The sequence below is a fragment of the Paenibacillus sp. 01T47 genome (genome assembly GCF_056398245.1).
Genome location: NZ_JBFTPA010000001.1, coordinates 34,344 through 56,431, shown reverse-complemented (window position 1 = coordinate 56,431; position 22,088 = coordinate 34,344). Strand labels below are relative to the sequence as shown.

Annotated in this window: 16 protein-coding genes; 3 read left to right on the top strand and 13 right to left on the bottom strand. The window is 42.9% G+C overall.

Going from position 1 to position 22,088, the window contains the following annotated elements; genetic code table 11:
* Window positions 1-3 precede the first annotated feature (3 nt).
* The 6 genes from AC1DOV_RS00230 to AC1DOV_RS00205 form a co-directional block, all read right to left on the bottom strand.
* Complete coding sequence (locus AC1DOV_RS00230) at window positions 4-1,767, bottom strand: glycoside hydrolase family 35 protein (protein WP_477548846.1); 1,764 nt, start codon at window positions 1,765-1,767, stop codon at window positions 4-6.
* 45 nt (window positions 1,768-1,812) lie between these two features.
* Entirely contained in the window at window positions 1,813-3,486 is a 1,674-nt protein-coding gene (locus AC1DOV_RS00225; RefSeq protein ID WP_477548845.1) for a DUF4091 domain-containing protein, read from the bottom strand.
* 84 nt (window positions 3,487-3,570) lie between these two features.
* Window positions 3,571-5,085 (bottom strand): extracellular solute-binding protein, encoded by a 1,515-nt coding sequence (locus tag AC1DOV_RS00220; protein ID WP_477548844.1) that lies wholly within the window; start codon window positions 5,083-5,085, stop codon window positions 3,571-3,573.
* A 54-nt stretch (window positions 5,086-5,139) separates the two neighbouring features.
* Entirely contained in the window at window positions 5,140-6,021 is an 882-nt protein-coding gene (locus tag AC1DOV_RS00215) for a carbohydrate ABC transporter permease (RefSeq protein ID WP_076270687.1), read from the bottom strand.
* Window positions 6,021-7,010, bottom strand: a complete 990-nt coding sequence (locus tag AC1DOV_RS00210) for an ABC transporter permease (RefSeq protein ID WP_076270688.1) — start codon at window positions 7,008-7,010, stop codon at window positions 6,021-6,023. Before AC1DOV_RS00210 ends, AC1DOV_RS00215 begins: the two co-directional genes overlap by 1 nt.
* A 319-nt stretch (window positions 7,011-7,329) precedes the next feature.
* Complete coding sequence (locus AC1DOV_RS00205; RefSeq protein ID WP_477548843.1) at window positions 7,330-9,639, bottom strand: PDC sensor domain-containing protein; 2,310 nt, start codon at window positions 9,637-9,639, stop codon at window positions 7,330-7,332.
* Window positions 9,640-9,903: 264 nt separating this feature from the next.
* Here AC1DOV_RS00205 and AC1DOV_RS00200 point away from each other — a divergent pair, with 264 nt between their 5' ends.
* On the top strand, window positions 9,904-10,554 hold the full coding sequence (locus tag AC1DOV_RS00200; RefSeq protein WP_475445562.1) for a GDSL-type esterase/lipase family protein: 651 nt from the start codon (window positions 9,904-9,906) through the stop codon (window positions 10,552-10,554).
* A gap of 73 nt (window positions 10,555-10,627) precedes the next feature.
* On the opposite strand, the gene AC1DOV_RS00195 is transcribed toward AC1DOV_RS00200, so the two are convergent.
* Entirely contained in the window at window positions 10,628-10,990 is a 363-nt protein-coding gene (locus AC1DOV_RS00195; protein WP_339206118.1) for a DUF423 domain-containing protein, read from the bottom strand.
* 193 nt (window positions 10,991-11,183) lie between these two features.
* Here AC1DOV_RS00195 and AC1DOV_RS00190 point away from each other — a divergent pair, with 193 nt between their 5' ends.
* Entirely contained in the window at window positions 11,184-12,464 is a 1,281-nt protein-coding gene (locus AC1DOV_RS00190; RefSeq protein ID WP_475445558.1) for an MFS transporter, read from the top strand.
* Window positions 12,465-12,583: 119 nt separating this feature from the next.
* Here the strand turns inward: AC1DOV_RS00190 and AC1DOV_RS00185 are convergent, their stop codons facing one another.
* From AC1DOV_RS00185 to AC1DOV_RS00160, 6 genes are all read right to left on the bottom strand, one after another.
* A complete protein-coding gene (locus tag AC1DOV_RS00185) occupies window positions 12,584-14,170 on the bottom strand; it encodes an ABC transporter substrate-binding protein (RefSeq protein ID WP_477512463.1) in 1,587 nt (528 codons plus the stop codon).
* 47 nt (window positions 14,171-14,217) lie between these two features.
* Window positions 14,218-15,150 (bottom strand): carbohydrate ABC transporter permease, encoded by a 933-nt coding sequence (locus tag AC1DOV_RS00180; RefSeq protein WP_076270694.1) that lies wholly within the window; start codon window positions 15,148-15,150, stop codon window positions 14,218-14,220.
* Window positions 15,151-15,164: 14 nt separating this feature from the next.
* A complete protein-coding gene (locus AC1DOV_RS00175; protein WP_339206112.1) occupies window positions 15,165-16,085 on the bottom strand; it encodes an ABC transporter permease in 921 nt (306 codons plus the stop codon).
* A 165-nt stretch (window positions 16,086-16,250) separates the two neighbouring features.
* Complete coding sequence (locus tag AC1DOV_RS00170) at window positions 16,251-17,825, bottom strand: response regulator (RefSeq protein WP_477548842.1); 1,575 nt, start codon at window positions 17,823-17,825, stop codon at window positions 16,251-16,253.
* Window positions 17,826-17,853: 28 nt separating this feature from the next.
* Window positions 17,854-19,593 carry a sensor histidine kinase gene (locus tag AC1DOV_RS00165; protein ID WP_441881177.1) on the bottom strand — a complete coding sequence of 580 codons (1,740 nt, stop codon included), beginning with the start codon at window positions 19,591-19,593 and terminating at the stop codon, window positions 17,854-17,856.
* 261 nt (window positions 19,594-19,854) lie between these two features.
* Window positions 19,855-21,069: an MFS transporter gene (locus tag AC1DOV_RS00160; RefSeq protein WP_441881178.1), complete on the bottom strand. Its 1,215-nt coding sequence runs from the start codon at window positions 21,067-21,069 to the stop codon at window positions 19,855-19,857.
* 257 nt (window positions 21,070-21,326) lie between these two features.
* Between AC1DOV_RS00160 and AC1DOV_RS00155 the strand changes: the two genes are divergently transcribed.
* Window positions 21,327-21,956, top strand: a complete 630-nt coding sequence (locus AC1DOV_RS00155) for a YfbR-like 5'-deoxynucleotidase (protein ID WP_339206107.1) — start codon at window positions 21,327-21,329, stop codon at window positions 21,954-21,956.
* Window positions 21,957-22,088: the final 132 nt, after the last annotated feature.

Here is a 22,088-nt window from a genome sequence, read left to right as displayed (position 1 = left end):
GCACTACCCCAAATCAGGTGTCTCTTGAAGCGTCACTTGCAGCGTCTTCGCTCCATGCAGTTCGAACACTACAATTTCATTTGCACCGGTACGAAGCAGCGGACCTGGAACATAAAGCGTCTTCTGCGGCCCTGCTTCCCAGTAACGTCCGAGGTTAAAGCCATTTACGAATACAATTCCTTTGGTCCAGCCTTCAAGTGCCAGGAAGGTATCTGCAATATCCGACTCCTGCTCGATGTGGAAGGAGCCTTGGTAGAAGGTTGGTCCATTTATGTCTGGTACTCGCTCTTCAGCAGCAGGCGCTTGCTCAAGTTGAGCAATATTATGAAGCGGCAGCGAATGAATCGTCCAATCATATAGAAATTGGAAGCCTAATCTCACCCCTTCAGTAATCCCTTTATAATCTCGCAAATACGGTCCATAGTTGGTTCTGCCCATATTCTCGACTAGAATACGAAGCTCTGCCCCGCCCTCCGGCACATCGAACTCGCTTGGCTGTGGGTCCCAGCGTTCGATAACTCCCTTATACTCTCCATCTAAAAATACGAGCGCGCGATCGTGAACCTCCTGCAAAACAAGTGAACAATTGAGTCTTGGGCCCGAAACCTTTGTTGTATATAAAATAAATCCATAATCCTGTCCGAGCTTCTCCATCGGTTCAGGGCAAGTGCGCTGCACGGGTGTCGACAGCAGCGGCAGCACGTCGAACAACGGCGCGACCGGCTTCATTTGAACATGGCCATATTCCATTTTGCGAACAGGCTCCGGAAGCGGCATTAACGCCGTGCCAAAATGTTTTGCGATTAGTTCCCTTAACAGGACGTATTTTTCCGTAATATCCCCCCACTCGGTTAGTGGACTATCATAGTCATAGCTCGTTACCGTCGGCTCATATTTCCCGTGGTTGTTGGCTCCATTATAGAATCCGAAATTCGTACCTCCATGGAACATATAGAAGTTAACCGATCCGCCAGCATTCAGCATATCCTCAAACACTTGCACCGCTTCCTGTGCATCCCGCGTATGATGCGGCTTGTTCCAGTGATCGAACCAACCATTCCAATACTCCATGCACATGAGCGGCTTGTCCGGCTGGACTTGCTTTAAGCTGTTAAAAGCTTCCTCTGTTCTCGAACCAAAGTTTACGGTTTCAAGAATACCCGGAATCATCCCGCCCTGCAGCATAAAATCTTCCGGGCCATCTGAGGTAAACAGCAGAACGTCCATTCCGCGCGAAATCATGCTTTCCTTGATATGCTCAAGATACTTTAGATCATTGCCATAGCTGCCGTACTCATTCTCAATTTGCATTGCAATAATTGGACCGCCGTTTGTACATAACAAAGGCTTCAGCATCGGCAGCAGCACATCATAATAAGCATCTACTTTTGATAAAAATAACTCGTCATTGCAGCGCAAGCGCATTCCATCCTCAGCAAGCAGCCAAGCCGGCATGCCGCCGAACTCCCACTCCGCACAAATGTAAGGACTTGGACGTACAATGACATGCAATTCCAGCTCTGCTGCTATCTCGATAAACGCTACAATATCCGCCATTCCCGTGAAACAGAACTTACCTTCCTGCGGCTCGTGCATATTCCATGCGACATACGTTTCAACTGTATTAAAACCGCAGGCTTTCAGCTTAAGCAATCGATCCTTCCAATACCCCGGAATAACACGGAAATAATGAATCGCCCCCGACAAAATCGTTATCGGATTATCCTCATAAAGAAATTGATTACCTTGCACTTTGAATGATGCCATGTCACTTACTCCTCTGCTCATGAACTAAATGTAGTCTACTTTGCGTTACTGCTTTGCTTTTGCATGCTCGCCGATTAAATGATTAATTTCCTCACGCTTGCGGATATACCATTCCGTCTCACGCGGATATGCTTCAAAGGATAGTTCCTGCTCTAAGCCATCTTCGAGCAAAGCAATTACCGCTTCTCGTGAGGTACTCCGCTCTAGAAGCTCAAGCGCTCGCAGATCCTGCAATGCTTCTGTAAGCACCTCCAGCCTAATTGACTCAATTGGCCCTTCAGCACCTGGATATACGAGAAATGCATCCCCCGCTGGAAAACCGCCCCCAGCATCCGTCACTTGAAACGGATTAATTGGATACTTCGAGAACTGCGCATACCAGAAGTTATAGCCCCAATGCAAGAAACCTGCAAGCTTCAGCTTATACAGCTGCATGCCTAATACACGATTGCGCGATGACGGCATATGGAGAAAGCGATTAGACACGAGCTTATATTGGGCGCAGCAATAATACGACCATAATCCCTCTACTCCGTGTTCAAGAAACGGCTGAATCGCATTGCTAGCCGGAATGGGATGCTTAATTAGACCACTTTCATAAAATTCATACTCTGAGAGTGCATCAATGATCGGAAATCCTTCCAAAATCGGTCCAATAAGCTCACTCGCTGCGCGATAGGTGTCCATGTCCGCAAGGTTTGGCTCATCCGACAGATGGAAATAAACCCGCTTCTCTAAATCATTTTCTTTTATAAATGACACTAACTCGTGCAAAAATAACGTAAGAAATTCGGTGTACTCTGAATCCTTGGAATCCGTATCCCAGCCAAACAGCTGCTTCTCCTGACCATCAACTGTGGCGACTACCTTCGGTGCATGCTTGGCACCCCATTGTGTAAAGAGATGAGAGAACTCAAAATATTTCACGCCGCTGCGGTCACATAGTGCAATCCAGCGCTTTAATTTTTCAAAAGTAAATCGGTAATCATCCCCCACGCATTCAACTTGAACGAGCTGCACGGTTGGGCGGTCACCCCCAATTTCCGTGTCTAACGGAGGGGTAAACAAAGGGGTCAAAATCATATTCATTCCATGTTTCACAGCGGTTTGGATGTATTGCTCAATCAAATGCCAATGGTACTCGCTAAATACGTCCGTCTTGTAGTAGGTAGCCAAGCAGTCAACATGGAACCATTCGGTATGGATAAGTGACTGCTCGGGCAGTGCTGCCGCAATTACCTCCAGCGTAAATGTTTCCTCGCCTACTTGCTCGCCGCTATCATTGATGAGATAGATACGAATATCAAATAAACCTGCTTTCGCATCCATCGGCACCTCGACAGTTATCCATAGAGAACGCCATTGGCTGGGATAACCGGTTAAACCACGGCTTGCATCAAATGGGATTAACGCATCTGGATACAAGCCGGGCGTGCTTCTCAGCACATATTCATCCGCATCGTGATAGCTCACCATATTGGCGGGTACCAGCTCTACCGTTCGTACGGTCAATGCTTGCTCAAGCTCGGACTCCACCCGAACCTGCAGCTGCCGCATAAGTACATCTGCCCGATATGCAACCTGGAACGAATAGGATTCACCAAGCAGTGCCGAGCCTCTAGTTACCGCAGCTGTATGCAGTTCTTCATCGGCAAATACTTTAATCAATGAACTGATACATCTCGTTTCCAGCTGCAAAGCTCCATTTAACTTTTCCACTTCATATTCCCCCTACATGATCTAATAAAAAAGATAAGCCCGGTAAACTCGACTGACCTATTCGAACTTACCGGGCTTATTTACTTACTTGCTTGCTAACGCTTTGTAAGAATCACTTGTTTCTTTCAGATGCTGCTGGAAGCTGGCGTCGGCTTTAAGCCCGTTAATAAACTTGTCCCATTCCTCCATGCTTGCTTTGCGGATGACAACGTTTGTGTACATATCAACAAACTTCTTCTGCCAATCGCCGCCTTTTTCCATCCATACTTCAGTCGTTGGCAGCCCTGCAGCAGGATTCTTAATTGAAGATGCTGAGATGGTATCTACCAGCTGGCGGTTGTAATCTCTAACTTCTGCTGGCATGCCAGGTCCTTCAGCACGTTGATATTTGTTGAAATAACCGGAAATCCATTGCGCAGTCGTCGCTGTACCATATGCTTTTTTCTTGCCTTCATCGGTTTGAACGATTGAACCATCTTCCGATACGGTATAATCCTTGTCTTTAATACCATAGGTAACGAGATTGTAGCCTTCTTCAGTCGCCGTTTCGTTATAAACCTCAAGAATTTTCTTCAGCTTGTCTTCACTAACCTTTTTGCTGACTAGGAACAACCCATAGTAGCCATATGCTTGTTCATTGTACTTTTTGCCATCTGTGGCAGCTGGAATTTCATACGCCTTCAATTCTGCTTCAGGCTTAATTTTTTGCAGCTCTTGTCCGAAAATAAATGCTTCGTTAATATTGCCGAAGGAGATACCCGCTTTGCCTTGAATCATCATTTCTTTCACTTGGCTTGGCTTCATTACGGGCAAGTCCGGCGTAATAAGACCATCGCCATACGCCTTGCTCCAGAATTCAAGCGCTTCTCTTGCTTCAGCTGTCAGCCAGTATGGCTCAAGACCGCCTTCAGCCGTTTCCTTCCACGCTGTACCTGCGCCAAACATCGTCATCATATAAGGGCTGACACTCGCTTGCACCATACCAAAGGTATCGTTTTTACCGTTGCCGTCCGGATCATTTTTTGTAAAAGCTTCTAACACTTTGTAGAGCTCATCCATCGTCGTTGGTGCTTTCAATCCCACTTTATCAAGCCAATCTTGACGAATAATGAGAGATTCATGTCCATCCAATGGGCGGACACGCGGAATACCGTAGGATTTCCCCTTGAACTTAATGTTCTCAATGGCATTCTCCGGATATCCTGCCAGGTTCGGATAATCCTGCAAGAACGGAGTCAAATCCCAGAATGCACCCTGCTCAATTGCGGTTGAGAATGCAGGATCATTGATATCCTCAATAAGAATGACATCAGGCAAGCTCTTGGAAGCAAGCAAAGCATTCAGCTTCTCTTTATAGCTATTAATCGGATAAAAATCGATGCTCAGCTTTACATTTAGTTTTTCGTTGAGCTGCTGGACACTTTCGAGATCACTGCTTGGAGATTCACCATAAGTCATCGTGCCGATATTAATATCAACCGGCTTTTGTTTACCCTCTTTATTGCCGGCCGATTTAGCTTCGCCACCATTCGAACAGCCAATTAAACTTGTCGTAAGAACGAGCGTCAAAAGCGTTATGCCAAAGCTACTTTTTTTCATTTTTAAAACCCTCCCTTATTTGTAGTAAACCCCTATATAATGGTCGTTTATCCGTTAACCCTTTACGGAACCAACCAGCATACCTTTTACAAAATACTTTTGCAGGAACGGATACACCATAATGATAGGCAGAGACGCAACAACTACCGCTGCCATCTTGATCGTCTCTGGAGGGAGCATTTGCTCACTCTGCAGCATTGCCGCTACGGATGGATCCGCTATATTGGTTGAAGCTTGAATCAGCATCATTTGCAGCACAACCTGCATCGGACGAAGTTCATCCGAATTAATGTACAATACGCCGTTGAAGTACGTATTCCAGAAGCCTACTGCAAAGAATAGCCCGAACGCAGCGACTGCTGGCATCGAAATCGGAAACATAATTCGAAAGAAAACCCCAATATCATTGCATCCATCGATCTTCGCTGCTTCCTCCAGCTCCTCCGGCAATTCCTGATAGAAATTTCTCATCAAAAATACGTACCAAGCGCTTGTAATAGCTGGCAAAATCAATGCCCACACGGTATCGATTAGCCCCAAGCTTTCAACCAAAAGAAAGTTCGGAATCATACCCGGGTTGAACAGCATCGTCATTAGAATCGCAACGAGGAAAAACTTTTTACCGAAAAACCGTCTCCGCGACAAGGCATAAGCCAAGGCGCTTGTAACGATAATACCGATTGCCGAACCCACAACAGCCAAGAAGCCGCTGACCCCTAATGAACGCATAAACATCGGAGTCGATAAAATGTACTTATAGGAGGAAAGGCTCCACTTCTCTGGAATTATAATTAACGACTTTCTCAAATACTCCGAAGGATCAGTAAAGGAAACAACAATGACATATAGGAAAGGCAGCAGTGTGATGAGTCCAATTAGACCAAGCGCCGTATAAATAATGCCGTTTGTCACTTTATAACCGAGGGACTTATGCATTAGTAAAGACCCTCCTCACCGAATTTTTTTGCTAAACGATTGGCTGTAACGACAAGGATAAGACCAACCACCGATTTAAATATGCCCACGACCGTCGCATAACTGAAACGACCATTTTGAATGCCTGTTCGGTATACATACGTATCGAATACATCAGCCACATGTGATACGGGAGAACTCATCATCAAGTAAATTTGTTCAAACCCTACCTCCATTACTTGTCCAAGCCGCAAAATGAGCAATACAATAATTGTGCTCTTAATGCACGGCAGCGTAACATTCACGATTTGCTTCCAACGGTTTGCACCATCAATTTGCGCCGCCTCATACAAGTCTTGATTAATACCCGCAATCGCAGCGAGGAAAATAATTGTGCCCCAGCCTGCTTCTTTCCAAATGCTCTGTGCAGTCAACAAACCCCAAAAGTAATTCGGCTCCGTCAAGAAACCGATCGGCTTGCCGCCTAATTCGACAATAATCTTGTTAATAATACCATCGCTTTGTCCGAGGATTATAAAGCAAATCCCTGCAATAATGACCCAAGACAAAAAGTGCGGTAAATAAATAATCGTTTGAATCGTTTTCTTAAATGCCCGATTGTGAACCTCATTAATGAGAATAGCGAGAACAATGGGAATCGGGAAAAAGAAAACGATGTTCAGCAAGCTAATCGCCATCGTATTTCTAAATAAAAGCAGGAAGTCTGGATTCGTGAAAAACTCATTAAAATATTTGAATCCGACCCACTCGCTTTGCCAGAAGCCTAAGTATGGGGAATAGTTTTTAAAGGCTAACGCCAGCCCCCATATGGGCAAGTACTTGAAAATAAGAAAGAAGAGAATACCCGGAAGTGCTAATACGTACAAATATTTTTCTCGGCCTAAAATGACTTTAAATTGAGACCACTTTGAATCTCTCGTTTTTTGCCACTTAGGTTCATGTCCTTGTGATAAACTTGCGTTCGCTAATTCAGGATTAGATTGCGGCAAGGGTTTCACCACCTCCAACAATTTTGTTTAAACTTGGCTGCTCATATGGTTTCATGTCTGCATCTTACAAGCCGAAGCTTCCGCCGGGCAATGACCAATTCTTATTCACTCAGAATATCTGAGCAATAATTGAGAATCCCTTGCTGCTGCTGGGTTTGTGGCTGCTTCGAGTCTCATTAATTAATCTCTTTAACCCCTGCCAGATTATAAATTCGCACCCCATAAAATCAAAAAAAGGCTTGCAAGATGGAGAGGTTACAATTCTCTCACTCTTAGCAAAGCCTTTTTGAAATAAGCCTATTCGATTTTGTATGGCAATTTACTTGCGATGCATTTCTCGATATTGTCCCGGAGGCAATCCAACCTGCTTCTTAAATACACGAATGAAATTTTTAGGGTTGTAGCCTACCTGCTCTGCTATTTCATTCACCATCAAATCTGTTGCTTCCAGCAGCTCCTTAGCCTTCTCTACACGAACTTGTGTGAGGTACTCAATAAAGGAGATGTCCATCGTTCGCTTAAACAGCTTGCTTAAATATTGAGGAGTCAGATTGCAAATCTGTGCACACTGATCCAGAGAAATATCAAGATTATAATTTGCCGCAATGTAGTCTGTCACTTTTTCAATAAGCTGCTCATACTCTTGATTTCGCTTGCCGCTCACGGACATCATGATGGGTTCAAATATAAGATCTATCAGCCATTCATTAATGGAATGAATCGTTGCACATGATCTCATATCGAAATTAAGCTCACTAGCGGTTCTTCCAAACAGCTGCTCAGGACTCATGTTCATTAAGTAGACGGTCCGTAAAGTCGTAGACAACAATTGATCGTACGACATCCTAATAAGCTCGGGATTATGCACAGCAGATTGCACTTTATCGGAAAAAGCATCAAGCAAACGCTTCGTTTCAGCGAGATCACCGACCTGCAATGAATCGATAAGATGGTTCTCGATCTCTGCTGGATAACGATACATCATTGAAACCGCAAGCCCTTTGCTCTCAATAATCTGATTGCCGCCATTAATCATCCGCGAATAAATAGCAAGCTGCGCTTCACGATATAAATCGGGCAGTTCCTCTACCTGCGAGGCTGCACGGCTTAACCCAATCGTTGCTGGAGATTGCAGAAAATGAGTGATCTGCTGTCGTATTTTTTCAATTCTAGACTTCAAATTGTTTGACCATGCATTCATTTCTTCATCTTCAGTCCACAGCCAAACCACTACTTGATCATTTAATCCATTAATGACCAAGCCTTCTAGCTGCTGCTGCTCCAGCAATTCTGTCGTCATATTTTTTATAATAAACAGAATTAAATCTTTATCCGACTCTTGAAACTTGCCTGCGTCCGATAGGTGATCATATGAAATAATAAAGACAGCTGCGCATTGTGTCTCTGGAATAGCGTATCTGCGCAGAAGCTCATGCAAATGTTCACGTCGTTCATGACTAAATTGCCCTTCCAATAGCCTTAAAGCAAACAACTCCCGAATAAGTGGAAACTGCTGATTGATTTGGCCTTCCAGCTGACTCGCCTTACTGTTAATTTCCTTCCACCGCTGCTGCACATAATTAAATTCGTCTGTCCCCATATCCGCTTGTTGATTATCACTAATATGAGAGACTAGCTTCCGAATCGGACTATATACCCTTTTCGTGCCGATCATCGCGAGCGCAATTCCCGCAGCAAGAACAACAAGCACGATGCTAATCGTTATACCCGCAATCTTCCTTGCGCTGCTGTAAAGCTCTGCTGTTGGAATCATATCCACAAACAGCAGCTTCTTTATTGGAGATACCATAGAAGTAACTAAGTACTCCCGGTCCTGCCATTGATATAAAAACTCTTGCTTGCCCTCATGTGCAACCGTTATCAACTCAAACAAATCTTTAGGCACTTCAGATCCATTCATATGGAATATGAGCTGGCCGCCTTCATCGATTACAAACATATGCTGGTTCTTGTATTTCACAAATTTTGCAGTTAGAGATTCAAATGCTTTATTATCAATAATGACTTGAATAAGACCGATTGGATCTTTTGTATGTAAAGGAATTGTACTCGTTAAGGTAATACCAGAATCGTACACTTGACCGCCTTGGGAATAACCAGCCTGCCAAACTAATTGCTGTTTGTTTTCCAGCAGCTTCTCATACTTTTCCCGTTCCACTGCCGACTCCATTTTTTTGCCACCATAAGTAGACGAAATTAAGTAATTCTCGTCCAATGTATATAACGAAATATCCTTAACAAGTGGGTTTCCGTTCATAAAAGCCAACATGTTCTGATAGATATTCGAATAAAATCCAGAATAATTGGTACGTTTCATTTCCTTCAAGTCTGAAGTGAAGAACGAGCTCATCTCCAGCTGAATTAAGTTATTCTCTACTCTTTCAAGCCCATTATCGATGGTCTCTGAAGCGTAGCTTAAGACCTGGGTAATGTCTTGGCTGGCATTATCTTTAGCCGTTTTGGAAGTTAAAATATAGCTGGTGATCCCAAGGATAATGATAGGAATGATTGATGATAATAACGTAAAAACAATCATTTTGCGATAAAATGATGGATACTTCAGAAAGCTTTTACGATTAATTATTCGGTTACCCTCTATAAGCTTCATTCTGTCGACTCCTATGTTGATAGACTTTGCTCCTCAGCACAGCGTACAAATCATTTGAAATGAAGTCAATAATTATTAATGAATTTATCCAATTTGCATGCTGCTGAACAAATGTCCACGCAAACAGCATAGCATTGCAATACTATAACTATAGAGATGCACTAGTGAAATAGAAGAATAAACGACTGTTGATTGTCAGTGTCAAACCTTTACTAGCCTATTTGCATTGTCTATATGATTAAGAATAGGGTGGGTGATATCGTTATGCTCTATACAGCTCTTGGAGATTCTATTACCTATGGGGAGAATGCCTCCTCACTCGCAAAAGCATATCCCCAACTAGCCGTTGCCGCTTTAAATTCACGCTCCCGTTCCCGCAGGGCAACTGGATATGTATTAGCTCGTCCGGGCTGGACCAGTCATGATCTATTAAACGCAGTCATCTGGAAGGGTTCCTCAGCTATTAGCAAATCGGATGTTGTTTCTGTCTGGATTGGAGGGGTAGATTTAGCAAACGCTGCATTGTCTTCGATTAAGAACCAACAGCAAATAGCTATAAAACCGATCTTAACTCCCTACAGGCAAAATTTACGAGCCATTCTCGCTCATATAAAAAGCGTGAGTAACGCCCGTATTATTTGCTGCACGCAATATAATCCGTTTCCGAATAGTTCTCTAGCAGCTGCTGCTATCGACCAATTAAATTACACGACGATAGAGGTTGCCCAAAGCTATCATGCACAAATCGCTCCCGCTCATAGATGGTTTGAAGGAAAACAAGCCTCACTAATCTATGGCTATCGTAATGGGAGATTAGAAGATGCATTGAGCGGTACTCTGCCTATCCATCCCAATGATCGGGGTCATCAAGTGATCGCAAACGGATTAATCCCCTATCTTGCTTCTCGCAGTTAGTTTTAGAAATAAAAAAATGACACCTTCCCTCTAATGGGTTGGTGTCATTTTTTGAAATTCGTTTGAGATGCTCCTAAAGAACACCCACAACGACAAGCACCCAGCCAATCATAAATGAAAGTCCGCCTAGCGGTGTAATTGGACCAAGAAACCGGGCTTTGGCAACACTCAGCACATATAGGCTACCTGAGAATAAAATAATTCCCGCTACCAAAAACCAGCCTCCGGTAACGATAAGCTGAACATCTGGATACTGTCCTACCAGCAGTCCAATTAATATCAAGCCTAATGCATGCGCAATATGGTACTGCACGCCTACCTCATATACCTTTAGCTTATCCGCTGTTATTTTACTTTTCAGCGCGTGTGCGCCGAACGCACCAATAGCAACCGCCAGCACCATCAAAATACTGCCGAGCATTACAAATGTTTGCATAAAAATATCCCACCTCATCTTTCAAGTCGTACATTTAGCATATCATGATTGATCGAGGGAGGGAATTGCTCTCCTAGGTTTCATCCTATTAGACAACAGCACTCTATTTATTTTTCCTTACATAATAATTTCCGATTGATTTACTGTTGCCAGAGGAGTAATGTAGTTTGGTATAGCATCAGGAGGCATCTACGTGAAATTCTTTCAATCTACCGCCACAGAGTGGCAGGGCTGGTCCCGCAATATTCGTTTATTTTTTCTAGCAAACATGTTATATCAAATCGGTACGGGCATGTTCTCGGTACTCTACAATTTGTACATTCACGAGCTCGGTTACCCCGATGCCATGAGCGGAAAAATCGTCAGTATGCAATCACTCGCAACCGCATTATGTTTCATTCCCATTGGCTTATTCGGCGATCGCGCCAGCCGCAAGCGCTTGCTCGTCATTGGCGCTCTTTGCAGCGGTGTGGTACTCGCTGGACGCTCATTATTTGAAACAGAAAGCAGCTTACTTACAATGGCCGTTCTGACCGGCTTATTTGCTGCCATCTTTCAGGTGCTTGCCATTCCCTTTCTCGCCACAAACGTAGCTAAAGCGGATCGACTGCGCATTTTCAGTATTTTTTCAGCATTTGTTCTCGCCTCTCAGGTCGGCGGCAGCCTTGGCGGAGGCGTCATTGCAGATATTATGCAGGCGGCAGGACTAAGTAAGCTGCTCTCCTTCAAAATCGTTTTACTAGCAGGCAGTATAGCGACAATTGCAGCATTTCTACCTTTGCAAGCCATTAGGGAATCTGCGCGCAGCCAGAAGGAAAGTGTTGAAGCAACTAACGAGCAGCCAGCTTCGAGCCAAACAGCTCATCCTAATAAAGAAATGTCATTTATTATTAAGTTCGCCTCCATACAGCTTTTGATTGGTATCGGATCGGGCCTTGTTGTTCCTTATTTGAATTTGTATTTCACCAATCGGTTCTCGATATCGCTTAGTGCGATGAGCTTATTGCTTTCATTAGGTCAAGTCATGACCATCATCTCTATGCTCATTGGCCCGTCGCTCGCCAATCGAGTTGGACAAGTGAAAGCGATCGTTATTTTTCAAACCTTATCGCTGCCATTCCTGCTATTAACAGGTTTTACAAACCTGTTACTCGTCGCTTCTATAAGCTTTCTATTCAGACAAGCGCTTATGAATGCAGCTAATCCGCTGCAATCGGCTATTTTGATCGACCGGGTTTCTGCAAAAAAGCAAAGCCTGGCTAACTCCTGTATGCAGACAGCTTTTATGCTTGGATGGGCTACGATGGGACCCATTCATTCTCATCTTATTGCTACCTATGGCTACTACTGGGGGTACGCCATCACGTTCAGCATAACTGGAGCACTGTATGTCACGGCATCTATGCTATTTTTTATGTTGTTTCGGGAGAAAAAAACGGTTGCCGCAGTAAAAACGCCTTCGGCATCTATTTGACGCTAAAGCAGCTTTGACCGTTAATTACAAGTGACTTATAAGATGAAAACTTATACATTCTTATATTTCAAACAGAAAATCAGCCCTCAGATACAATCTGGGGGCTGATTTTTTTTCAATTATTTCCGCGCTGCAAGGAATGCATCAACTTGGCTTTGTACCTCTGCAATGATCTTATCGATTCCAGCGGCCTTGATTTTTTTCTGCAAATCTTCCAAGCCTTTATCTACATCCTTAATCGCACCGTATTCGAGTGGAATCGCATAACGAAGCATGACGTTGCTCACATTAGCCACTTCTGTTTTCACTTTGCTGTTGTCGAATACAAAGGTTTCAAGCGGGTAGTGATATACCGTTGCTTCCCATGCTTTGCTCATGGCAGATGCCTCTTCTGGGAATGCCGCATCCGTACGATTGAGAGGCGAGTTAAAGCTCCAGTTGGAGAAGCCCGTATAATTGGCAGTCTTGTCTGTCGACTTAAGTTTATCGTCGCCATCAGCTACATAATTCACGCCATCAATACCGTACATCACGAGATTATGAAGTTCTTTATCATTTTGCATCAAGTTAATGAACATGAGCGCACGTTCTGGATTTTTCGAAGTCGCATGAACCGATGTTCCATTTTGCGTAGCAACGGCTTGAGACTTTTTCTTAGCAGGCGTAATATCAGCAAGCGCAGCTTTATATGGAGAGTTTTCTCTTTCCATCGCCGCCTTCAAGGAACCGAGCGTACCCATATTATGAGTAATCGAAGCCGTTTTGCCTTCTTTAAAATCCTGCTGGTGATCGTTTTTGTTGTTCAATACGTTTTTTGACCAAGCATTATGATCTGCAAGATCCTTATAGTAGTAGAGCAACTGCTTGAACTCTTCTGTTTCATACACATTGAAGATTTTGCCCGTCTCATCTGTCAGCTTAAATCCGATCGGAAGATCGAAATCAAGCATATTCCACTCACTTTGCTGCTTAAGCAAAATACGATCTAAATTGTGCAGCTTCCAATCACCTGTTTCTGGAGTAAAGGGTACGATACCCTTCTCATTTTCAGAAACCGCCTTTAAGTAATTCGCGTAAGCTTCAGGACTGTCGATCGCAGGAAGATTATATTTTACACGCAAATCTTCACGGTACAAGATGAGCTTCTCAACGGACTCTCCGCTGTTCTGTGGTACCATGTATAGCTTGCCGTCAACCTTTGCTTGATCCCAGCTGGATTTCGGCATGATTTCCCAAGTTTCCGGCATGTATTTAGACAGCATATCTTCCGTTAGCTCTAAAAATCCGCCCTTCAACGCCTGATCATTATATCCAGCCCAGTTCGCGGAATAAATTAAGTCAAATTCTTCATTGGCTGCTAGTTTCAATGGATACTTTTGAGCCCAATCGGACCAATCTAGAAATTCGCCATCAATTGTCGCATTAATTTTTTCCTTCAGCTTCTTATTAATTTCAGCAAACACCGTATCATAATCTACCGGCTTCGGACCTACAAAAATCATTTTAAGCTTAACTTCCTTGGAAGTATCGATCCCCTCTTCTGCAGCGGCAGGCTGCTCAGTAGCTGGCTGTTCCGTAGCGGTCTCGGTTCCTTCGTTCGCTGGTTTCGGAGATGCGGCTTCTTTGTTGCTGTTGCCTGAGCATGCACTTAAAATGAAAACGAATGTTAGTACAAATGCCAGCCAAAGCGATTTTTTCTTAAACATGCTGGAGACCCCCAATTCATATATTGATAAACCAGGATTGCCTGGAACTATCCTTTTACAGCGCCAATCGTTAATCCTCTAACAAAATATTTTTGAACGAATGGATAAGCGATTAGAATGGGTCCGCTTGCTACGATCGTCATCGCCATCTTTAAACCCTCTGTCGGAAGGCTTGTCGTAACAACCGCGCCTGATCCCATCATCGCCTTGCGCATGCCGTCCATATTGCCTAACATTTTGTACAAATAATACTGAAGCGGCATTAATTTCTCATTCGAAATAAATAACAGCGCATTATACCAATCATTCCAGTATCCGAGTGCCAAGAACAAACCTATTGTAGCCAAAGCTGGCTTGGACAGTGGAAGAATAAGTCGCATAAAGATTAGAAAATCGCCTGCACCATCTATTTTTGCTGACTCCGTAATCGCTTCCGGTATACCGCTCATGAATGACTTCATCACGATAATATAGAAAACATTGAACAACAGCGGGACAATTAAAGCTAGCGCGGTATCCTTCATATGGAGATAGTTGACGATGAGCAAATACCAAGGAACAAGTCCGCCGCTGAACAATGTGGTGAAGAAGAAATAAAACGAAAAGTGATTACGCCATTTAAAATCCTTTCTACTTAGACAATAAGCAGTCATCGACGTTAGAAACAAACCAGCTATCGTGCCAATCGCGGTAACAGCTATTGTTACGATGTAAGCATTAATCATTTGATCCGGGTATTTGAAAAGTATTTTGTAAGCTTCCAATGAAAATTCGCTTGGGAAAAGCTGAAACCCGTCCACAACAATTTTGCTCTCATCCGTTAGGGATGACGATAAGATCAAAATAAATGGAACGATACATAACAAGGCCAGCATCACAAGCGCGGTATAGCCAATCGCATAAAATAACCGTTGATCCACTTTTTTTATTTTAGCAGCCTTGACTGCTTTCTTATTTAAACTCAAGCCGGATGCATTCATGTCTTGACCCCCATTCAGAATAAAGCGCGATCCTTATCATATTTACGAACAGCATAGTTGACTAGCATGATTGTCGTGAAGCCAAGTATAGACTGATACACGCCTGCCGCCGCTGACATTCCGATCTCGTTGGTTGTGATAAGTGACCTAAATACGAAGGTATCGATGACATCTGTGGAGGAGAACAACACCCCGTTATTGCCAACCATGTTGTAGAACATGCCGAAATCACCGCGGAAGATGTTGCCGACTGCCAATAAGACTAAAATAATAATGGTCGGATACAGGTTCGGAATCGTGACTCGCATCATTCTTTGGAAAATATTAGCCCCATCAATTTCAGCAGCTTCATACATTTCCGTGTCAATGCTCGTAATAGCGGCCAAGTACATTACCGTTCCATAACCAAGCATCTTCCAAGCGGAGACAAATACAAGTATAAACGGCCAATATTCAGGTGTATTATAAATGTCGACCGGCTCCATCCCAAAGCTCTTCAGCAGGACGTTCACCGTACCAATGTCACTATTCAATAAATTGTAGGCAATCGCTCCAACTACGACCCAAGAGATAAAGTATGGGAGAAAAATAACCGTTTGCGTAATTTTACGGAACCATTTGCCGCCAACCTCAAACAAAAATATGGCCGCGAACATTTGCAGTAAGTTGTTTACGACTATAAAAGCTATGTTGTACAACGCCGTGTTTCTTGTCACCCGCCAAGCATCGCCCGATTCGAAGAAAAAGCGAATGTTGTCGAGGCCATTCCACGGACTTCCAAACACACCGCCCGCATAATCATAATGCTTAAAAGCAAGAATGATGCCGACCATCGGAATGTAGGCAAACAGGAGATAAAATAGAACGGCAGGCGCCAGCATGAAAAGGATTACTTTATACTTGTTCAGATCATTCCAAAATCGATGTCGAATCATCAACACTGCCCCTCTCTTCTCTATGTACACATATTATAAAAAGCAGCGGTAAATAAATTAATTATGTGAAACAACTAAAACCAATACTAAATCAACGATTTGAATATCTTTTGCAAAAAAAATAGCCCAACGCCTGCTTTCGACTTGAGCCTTGCACTACATTTTTTAGATTTTATGCTTTTTTCGATATTCTCCAGGTGACAGCCCCATCGCTTGTTTGAATTGTCTATTGAAATAAATAATATTTTTATAGCCGACCTGCTCGGCAATTTCATAAACCTTCTTTGCCGGGTCCTTTAATAGCTCGCACACCCGCTCCATCCGCAATTGATTGAGATAATCGCTGAATAGTATGTTCGTCTCTGTTTTAAATAGCTGTCCCAAATAATTTGGTGTGAAGTCAAAGTGGGCAGCAACCTCATTGAGCGTTATTTTATGATCCAATCGCTGCTCGATATAGGCTGTAATTTGATCAATCAGCTTGCGCTTCTGCCGCTGCTTCTTTAAATACAGCAGTTCAGACAGTTCAAAGAACCGTCTCCTCAGCCAAGAGAGGATATCATGCACCGTTTCAAATTCAAACAAAATAATCGGATGATGAGATTCCCATTTCAGCATTTCGTACATATGTTCATTCATTTGCTGCAAATCAGCATGAAGCTTGGAGGTAATACGAATAATGAGATCATAAATATCGTTTTTCTGGGTCAACGGTTTTTCACCGTTTAAGAGCTGAAGCAAACAGTCGTCAATAGTCGTCAGGTCATACTCCAGCATCGCTCGAAGCATAACATCAACAACCTCTTCAAAATTTGATGCGGCTGATTGTTTGGGGCTCCACTGGAAAGCGCCTTGAATGATTCGATTTTTACCCATGATCCATTTGATGCTTAATCCTGCTTTCGCCTGCCGATAGGAGTCATGAAGCTTAGCGATATCATTCGTGTACATGCCCATCCCAATCGTAATGGAGCAAGAGAACGTCTCATTAAATTGCCGAACGAGTTGTTCCAGCAACGCCGTCATATACTCCTCTTGAACAGCAGCCAGCAGAACATAATGGTAATCATAGCTTGTCATCATACTGCCCAAGTTGTTGTCCAATGCAAAATTGCGAATAAAGAGGGTGATCTGATTCATAAACAATCGCCGCTCTTCCTCACTTTTCTCCTTAAGCTTCCATGCGAGATCATCAATCTCAATAATCGAGACAGAAGCTCCCTGCTGTAACAGAGGCGATAAAATCGTATGAATATGTGCTTCAGCCTGACCTGGCGTCGCTTCATTAAACCACCGAAGCAGCAGCTCCTGATTTACTAGCGATAAGGTTTCAGACAAGGCCATATTCTGCTGCCGTTCGTTCTCAATCTTAGAGCAAATGAGAACGAGCATATCATTGAGCTCACTATCATCTACAGGCTTAAGCAAATAACCGCTGGCATTCAGTTGAATGGCCTCTTTGGCATAACTGAAATCCTGATGTCCGCTTATAAAAATAATATGAACCTGAGGATTCATTTCCTTTGCCTTGCGAGCAAACTCCATTCCAGACATGATCGGCATTCGAATGTCGGACAAAATAAGATCGATGCGCTTCTGTTCCATTATCTTCAAAGCTGCAAATCCACTGATTGCCGTTCCTACATCTTGGAGGGATAGCTGTTCATTGCCCGCTACCCGGCGCCTTAACCACTCCAAATCTATTGCTTCATCGTCTACCAATAGGATGCTGATATCCATGTCGGTACTCTCCTCCTCTGGCGCATCATTATGACAGCGGTTCCAAATCTTCAATGATTTCTTCATCGATCGGAAGAATAATTTGCACCGTCGTTCCTGCTCCATATATGCTGCCGATATGAATGCCAAAGTCCTTACCGTATCTTAGCTTGATACGTTCCTCCACATTTTTCAGACCGTATCGGTCTGAATGGATCGTGCTTGCCAGCATTCTTTTCAGCGTTTCCGGTCTCATCCCGATCCCGTTATCAATAATTTTCAGCTCAATATGGCTCCCGAGACGTTTCCCAGTAATACGAATAGCGATCGTTTCCCCAAACCAAGCATGTTTGAAAATATTTTCGACAAACGGCTGAAGAATCAGCTTAATAACCGGGATATGTGCAATTTCAGGCTCAATATCGAAATACACCTTAAAGGTATCTGCATACTTCACTCTTTGAATGTCTAGATAGGATTCCACCTGTTCAAGCTCTTTCTCAAGCGTGATATAAACATTGCCTCCGTTTAGCGTAAGCCGATAAAACTTGGACAGCGCCTGCACCATCTTTGTTACTTTATCTACTTCCCCTAAGTTAGCCAGACTGCCGATCGTTGAGAGTGTATTGTATAAAAAATGAGGGCTAATTTGCGCTTGGAGCACATCAAGCTCTGCCTGTTTTTTCTGAATGCCCTGCACATATACATTTTTGATGAGGTCCTGAATGCTGGTTGCCATCTGATTAAAAGAATCTGCAATATGAACAAATTCATCATTTCCTGTAAAACCAATCCGCTTATAAAAATTCCCTTCTTGGAACGATTGCACGAGCGTTACAATACGCTTCATCTTTTTCCCTGACAGACGGGCAACAATCACTCCGATAAACGCCATAACCAAGAAACTGATGAAGCAAACGGTACTTATCGCTTTTTTCATTCTGGTCGCATCTTTATTTAGATAGGAATGAGGAACCAACGTCTCGATCACAAAATTTGTTCCTGGAATCTCTTCCCTCACACTCAAATATGATTTCATGCTAGCCTTCTCATCTATGCTTCCTCGTTCATATAGATTAAGTCCAGAAGCCATATCAATTAATCGCAGGCTGATGCCCTCTTCGATTGGGAATGTATCAAAGTTGCCTAACAATTCATCGAAGCGAGCCGTAACGCGCAAATAGCCGATCGTAGACGAAATGCCGCTGGATGTGACTAATCTACGGAAATGAGAGATGTTGTTTAGTTTTTGGTCCGAATCGACCTGAATCCATAGATGGTCTTGGAATGTAGAGGAAATGGATTTAAACCAATCCGTATTCTCTATACTGTGATGAGATAGAACATAATAGTCACGCCTGCCAATCGGGGTTGCCATATCATCGCCCGAAACTTCAAGCATATTTTCGTTTACCGTATAGAGCGCCAGTCTAATATTGTTTCCATACAGCAGGAGAGGCGCCTTCATTTGCGGAATAATATCATCCCTCATTTTAAGCATCATATCGAGCTGGTCTCCTTCAAATTGAAGAGCGTTCTGGAAAGTAATGCTGCTGAAAAGTGTACTGGACATTCGCTGGATCTCATCCAGCTGATATTCAATATTGCTCCTCGTCTGCTTCATAGCCGTCCGAATATTCGTTTCTGCCATCTCTGTTCTCGACTCAATGAGCATCGTATAGGAGATGTATCCGATTACAGCGTCAGTCAGCAGCACAAGAATAAGATACGGAATCATCATCTTGTACGTAAACGGAATATACATTTTATTCGGAATGAATCTCTTCATTTTCTCCCGCCTTTAGCCCGTTCTACCCATAAATTAAAATGATAGCTTCATATTATTGTAATAAAAATCCATATAATTAATAAAGATATTACAGTATGGCTTCATTAAATACAATCGGTTGTAGAATGATAATAATAGAAAAATGCTGGCTAATATCGCATAATGCAAAAAAAACCACAACCAGATACGGTTGTGGCTTCTAAGTATATTCTCTTATTTATTCATTCTTTTCTTCCTTTAAGCCTCAGCTAATGCTGGGACTTATTTCACTGCTATTCCTACATGCAATCTTTTCAAAAAGTTGTTTAATTTTTCCGTACACAAGAGCATAGCAATCGCAAATATAATAATAAACCATGGAAAAATACTAATCGTTGTATTCGTTGCAAGCAATCCTAGAAAAGGGGGCACTAGCGTACTGCCCGTATAGGCAGCAGCCATCTGAAAACCCATAATAGACTGTGCGTTCTTTTTCCCGAATCGCGCAGGTGTTTCATGCAGCATACACGGAAATATCGGAGCTAATCCAAGCCCTACAATCATAAATCCGACAAGCGAGACGATAGATGGCAACGGCAGCACTAGCACTACTGTTCCGATTAATGCGATCAGCTGGCCGTACCTAATCAGCATGCGACTGCTCATTTTAAATGTTATAAATCCAGTAATCATTCGACCAACTGTAATTCCGACAAAGAACCATGATACCCATTGCGCAGCTGTCGCTGCAGGCAAATCTTTAATATTTACAAGAAAGCTGCTTCCCCATAATCCCATGCTGGCTTCAATGCCGCAGTAAAATAAAAAGGTTAGCATCGCTAATTTGACCCCTTTTATTTGCCATGGCTTCTTATTTTCAGCGGCCTGCTCCAACTTCTGATCATGCAGCTCGTTTTGAGCATCAGCATTTATGACATGGCTGTTTTTTGCAACTTTATCCCATAAAGGAAGAGAAACAAATAAAATGACGACTAAAATAAACTGAATAACTGCAACCGTGAGATAACCATCTCTCCAAAGATTTTGACCTGAGATAGACGAAGCCATAATGATTGGACCTAACGTAGCTCCTACTCCCCAAAAACAGTGCAGCCAGCTCATATGATGAGCTTTGTAATGGGTAGCCACATAGTTGTTTAATCCAGCATCTACACTGCCCGCGCCAATACCTAACGGAATCGCAAAAATAATTAGCCATATAATTGAAGGAGACCATGCAAAACCAAGTAAAGCTCCTGCTGTCAGGATGCAGCTCACAAGCGTTACCTTCCCCGTGCCAAAACGGTGCAGTACGGTACCACTTATCAAGCTCGAAACGATCGTGCTTGCTGCAATAACCATGGAAATGCTCCCAGCCGTTCCTAATGACGCATTCAAATCCATTCTCATCACAGGCCATGCTGATCCGAGCAAGGAATCCGGCAAACCTAAACTAATAAAAGCCAAATAAATAATAATTAAAAAGAACGTTGCCATCGTTATCTGATCTCCTTGGTGTTCGTCATCCATTTGTTTAAGAAGGTTCATGCCGACTTATTAAAGATCTTTAATAAGTCATTATGATAATAGCAGGATTACGTCGTACTGACAAGAGAATAAATCAATGCTTGCCCTATTAGTTATTACATATATTACCTGATTCATTTTATCGTCCATTAACAAATGAGCTTTATACTAACTCTAATGCCTCGCATTGTACATCATCTTTGGGAAAAAGAAAGGAATTGCATGCTATGGGAATTCATACGTACTTTCAATCGCTTAACGATCTCGAACGTATCATTCGTTGTCCAGGTAAATTTAAGTTTGAAGAGCACAGCGTATCCGCTCATTCTTGGAAGGTTGTTCAATACGCCAAAACATTAGCAGATATTGAAGAAACGAACGGTGTCACAATAGACTGGAAGAAGCTTTACGAAATTACGAGCAGCCATGATTATGGTGAAATATTTATTGGAGACATTAAAACACCAGTGAAACATTACTCCTTAGAACTGCGTGGCATGCTGCAAAAGGTTGAGGAAGGCATGATCGCTCTTTTTATCGAGGAAAATATTCCTGAGGAATTTAAGCCTATTTTCCGCAGACAACTGCGCGAGGGCAAAGATGAATCCGTCGAAGGTCTAATTCTTGAAGTAGCTGATAAGCTTGATCAAGTTTACGAGGCGCTTACGGAATTGCAAAGAGGCAACACCGAAAAGGAATTTGTCGTTATGTACCGTGAAGCGCTCGTCAAAATCAAAAAAATAAAGCTGCATTGTGTAGATTATTTTTTAGAGCACATTTTACCAGACATCGTGAAAGAAAGCTCCAATTGTCCTGTCGATATTCAAAAGATTACAAAGGAAGCCTTAGAGCTGTAGCTTTCACTTCAACTCCTGTTAAATCCCGTAATAAACCTCAGCAATACATCACCTTTTATATGCCTGTAGTCAATGCTTGCAAAATGGCAACACGCCTCATTTACCACTAATCTTCCCTCCTTTTTTTAAATC

Excerpts from the sequence above, each read along its gene's own strand:
- AC1DOV_RS00230 (WP_477548846.1), bottom strand. The coding sequence starts at position 1,767 with ATGGCATCATTCAAAGTGCAAGGTAATCAATTTCTTTATGAGGATAAT.
- AC1DOV_RS00200 (WP_475445562.1), top strand. The coding sequence starts at position 9,904 with ATGCTCTATACAGCTCTTGGAGATTCTATTACCTATGGGGAGAATGCC.
- AC1DOV_RS00165 (WP_441881177.1), bottom strand. The coding sequence starts at position 19,593 with ATGAAGAGATTCATTCCGAATAAAATGTATATTCCGTTTACGTACAAG.
- AC1DOV_RS00180 (WP_076270694.1), bottom strand. The coding sequence starts at position 15,150 with ATGAATGCATCCGGCTTGAGTTTAAATAAGAAAGCAGTCAAGGCTGCT.
- AC1DOV_RS00160 (WP_441881178.1), bottom strand. The coding sequence starts at position 21,069 with ATGGCAACGTTCTTTTTAATTATTATTTATTTGGCTTTTATTAGTTTA.
- AC1DOV_RS00220 (WP_477548844.1), bottom strand. The coding sequence starts at position 5,085 with ATGAAAAAAAGTAGCTTTGGCATAACGCTTTTGACGCTCGTTCTTACG.
- AC1DOV_RS00170 (WP_477548842.1), bottom strand. The coding sequence starts at position 17,825 with ATGGATATCAGCATCCTATTGGTAGACGATGAAGCAATAGATTTGGAG.
- AC1DOV_RS00215 (WP_076270687.1), bottom strand. The coding sequence starts at position 6,021 with ATGCATAAGTCCCTCGGTTATAAAGTGACAAACGGCATTATTTATACG.
- AC1DOV_RS00185 (WP_477512463.1), bottom strand. The coding sequence starts at position 14,170 with ATGTTTAAGAAAAAATCGCTTTGGCTGGCATTTGTACTAACATTCGTT.
- AC1DOV_RS00155 (WP_339206107.1), top strand. The coding sequence starts at position 21,327 with ATGGGAATTCATACGTACTTTCAATCGCTTAACGATCTCGAACGTATC.
- AC1DOV_RS00205 (WP_477548843.1), bottom strand. The coding sequence starts at position 9,639 with ATGAAGCTTATAGAGGGTAACCGAATAATTAATCGTAAAAGCTTTCTG.
- AC1DOV_RS00195 (WP_339206118.1), bottom strand. The coding sequence starts at position 10,990 with ATGCAAACATTTGTAATGCTCGGCAGTATTTTGATGGTGCTGGCGGTT.
- AC1DOV_RS00175 (WP_339206112.1), bottom strand. The coding sequence starts at position 16,085 with ATGATTCGACATCGATTTTGGAATGATCTGAACAAGTATAAAGTAATC.